General features: G+C 57.3%; 2 protein-coding genes. Both read right to left on the bottom strand.

Annotated features, from left to right (window positions below; translation table 11 throughout):
• Positions 1 to 390 precede the first annotated feature (390 nt).
• The gene (gene groL / locus RDQ42_RS09970; protein WP_071428327.1) at positions 391 to 2016 is read right to left on the bottom strand and encodes a chaperonin GroEL; all 1626 of its coding nucleotides are present in this window, start codon (positions 2014 to 2016) and stop codon (positions 391 to 393) included.
• Positions 2017 to 2053: 37 nt separating this feature from the next.
• Positions 2054 to 2338: a co-chaperone GroES gene (groES, locus tag RDQ42_RS09965; protein ID WP_054332209.1), complete on the bottom strand. Its 285-nt coding sequence runs from the start codon at positions 2336 to 2338 to the stop codon at positions 2054 to 2056.
• Positions 2339 to 2637: the final 299 nt, after the last annotated feature.

The raw sequence follows: 2637 nt of genomic DNA, 5'->3' as shown, positions 1-2637 counted from the left end.
GGTTATGCAGGGCGTTACGCACCCCTGCACCCCGCGCTCCCTTTTTTATGTGAAAGAAAGCCCAGCCCAACAAAGTTGGGCTACGAAAAAGCGCATTTAAGGGGGGCCGAGGTCTCCCCGGCGAGCTTTCGTCCCTTTCTCTCGCCAGAAAGGGACCACGGGGGTTTGGGGGCGGGCAGCGCCCCATAAACTGGGATGTGCACAAAGCCTTTGAAGTGGAAGTTTGCGGCTGGCACAAGGGCCTCTTATCCCTATGAAGTGCAGGGATGCATAATGCCTATAAAAAAGACCGTGCGCCCACCCCCAAAGGGGTACAGGCGCACGGTCTGCGGCTGGCGGGGAAAATCCCCTGGGAAGCCAACTTTTAATGACACAGCTTTGCTGTGGCTATTAATACATGTTGCCCATGCCGGCGGGAGCTGCGGGAACGGGGTTCTCCTCTTTCTCGTCAGCCACCAGGGACTCGGTGGTCAGCACCATAGCGGCAACCGAAGCGGCGTTTTGCAGGGCGCTGCGGGTCACCTTGGTGGGATCGACGATGCCGGCTTCCATCATATCGCCATAAGTCTCGTTGTAAGCATCGAAGCCATACCCCACTTTGCCTTCCCGGGCGATGGTGTCGATGATGACCGAGCCTTCCAGGCCAGCGTTGAGGGTGATCTGGCGGATGGGCTCCTCCAGGGCTTTCATCACAATGCGCACACCGGTTTTCTCATCGCCTTCGCAGGTATCAAGCAGAGCCTTCACTGCGGGGATGGCGTTGAGGAAGGCCACGCCGCCGCCGGCGACAATGCCCTCATCTACTGCGGCCTTGGTGGCGGACAGAGCATCCTCGATGCGGAGTTTCTTCTCCTTCATCTCGATCTCGGTGGCTGCGCCGACCTTGATTACCGCTACGCCGCCAGCCAGTTTGGCCAGACGCTCCTGGAGCTTCTCTTTATCAAATTCGCTGGTGGTGGTTTCAATCTGGGCGCGGATCTGATTGACCCGGGCCTGGATGTCTTCCTGAGCGCCGGCGCCGCCGACGATGATGGTGTTCTCCTTGGTGACCTTAACCTGGCGGGCGCGGCCCAACTGTGCCAAGGTGGTGTCTTTCAGCTCATAGCCCAGCTCCTCGGAGACGACCACGCCGTCGGTGAGGATGGCGATATCCTGAAGCATCTCTTTGCGGCGGTCGCCAAAGCCGGGAGCTTTGACTGCCACACAGCTGAAGGTGCCCCGCAGGCGGTTGACAATCAGGGTGGAGAGAGCCTCGCCCTCGATGTCCTCGGCGATGATGACCAGCTTCTTGCCGGACTGAACCAGCTGCTCCAGCAGAGGCAGCAGTTCCTGGATGGAGCTGATCTTCTTATCGGTGATCAGGATGTAAGCGTCGTCCATGACCGCTTCCATCTTCTCGGTGTCGGTGACCATGTAAGGGGTGATGTAGCCCCGGTCGAACTGCATGCCCTCCACCACTTCGCTGTAGGTCTCAGCGGTCTTGGATTCCTCAATGGTGATAACCCCATCTTTGGAGACCTTCTCCATGGCTTCGGCGATCAGGGCGCCGACGGTCTCATCGCCAGAGGACACAGTGCCGACCCGGGCGATGTCCGCTGTGCCGGTGACTGCCTTGGAGTTGGCTTTCACAGCCTCCACAGCGGCGTCCACTGCCTTCTGGATGCCCTTGCGCAGCACCATGGGGTTGGCACCGGCTGCCACGTTTTTCATGCCTTCCCGCACCAGGGCCTGGGCCAACAGGGTGGCGGTGGTGGTGCCGTCGCCGGCGGCATCGTTGGTCTTGGTGGCGACCTCTTTGACCAATTGGGCGCCCATGTTCTCAAAGGCGTCAGGCAGCTCGATCTCCTTGGCGATGGTGACGCCGTCGTTGGTGATCAGCGGAGCGCCGAATTTTTTATCCAGAACCACGTTGCGGCCTTTGGGGCCCATGGTGATTTTTACAGTGTCCGCCAGCTTATCAATGCCAGCCTGCAGGGATTTTCTGGCTTCCTCGCCATATGCAATTACTTTAGCCATAGTAGATTACCTCCTACTCAAATCCAAATTGGTCCAATTATTCTACAATTGCAAGGATGTCGCTCTGACGCAGGATGGTGTATTCCTGGCCGTCGACCTTGACTTCGGTGCCGGCGTATTTGCTGATTAGCACCCGGTCGCCCGCTTTCAAGTACATGGTGACTTCCTTGCCGTCCACCAGGCCGCCGGGGCCCACAGCGATCACCTCTGCAACCTGGGGCTTCTCTTTGGCGGAGCCAGTCAGGATGATGCCGCTCTTGGTGGTTTCTTCCACCTCAACCATTTTGATGACAACGCGATCTGCAAGTGGTTTGATGGTCATGTCAATTCCTCCAGTTTATAAAAATATGTTTTGACAAATTTGTTAGCACTCTTTTTCTTTGAGTGCTAACACTATTCTACCCGCTTTTTCAGAAAAATCAAGGGGAAGGCAGTATTTTTTAACAAAATATTCAATTTTTATTGGCAGAATGGGCCGGTTTTCTGGGGCGCCGCACGCCCTCAGACCCCCAAGGTTATGCAGGCGCTCCGCCCTGCACCCGGCCTAATTCAGGGAAGGTTTCCCTGTAACCGAAGTTGTGTGGGGCGTTCCTCCCCCCCACGCCCCCGAGCCATACTTTT

This window comes from uncultured Merdimmobilis sp., from assembly GCF_902471145.1.
Lineage (GTDB): Bacteria > Bacillota > Clostridia > Oscillospirales > Ruminococcaceae > Merdimmobilis > Merdimmobilis hominis.
The sequence above is the reverse complement of the archived record's forward strand: the minus strand, read 5'-3'. Positions and strand labels throughout refer to the sequence as shown.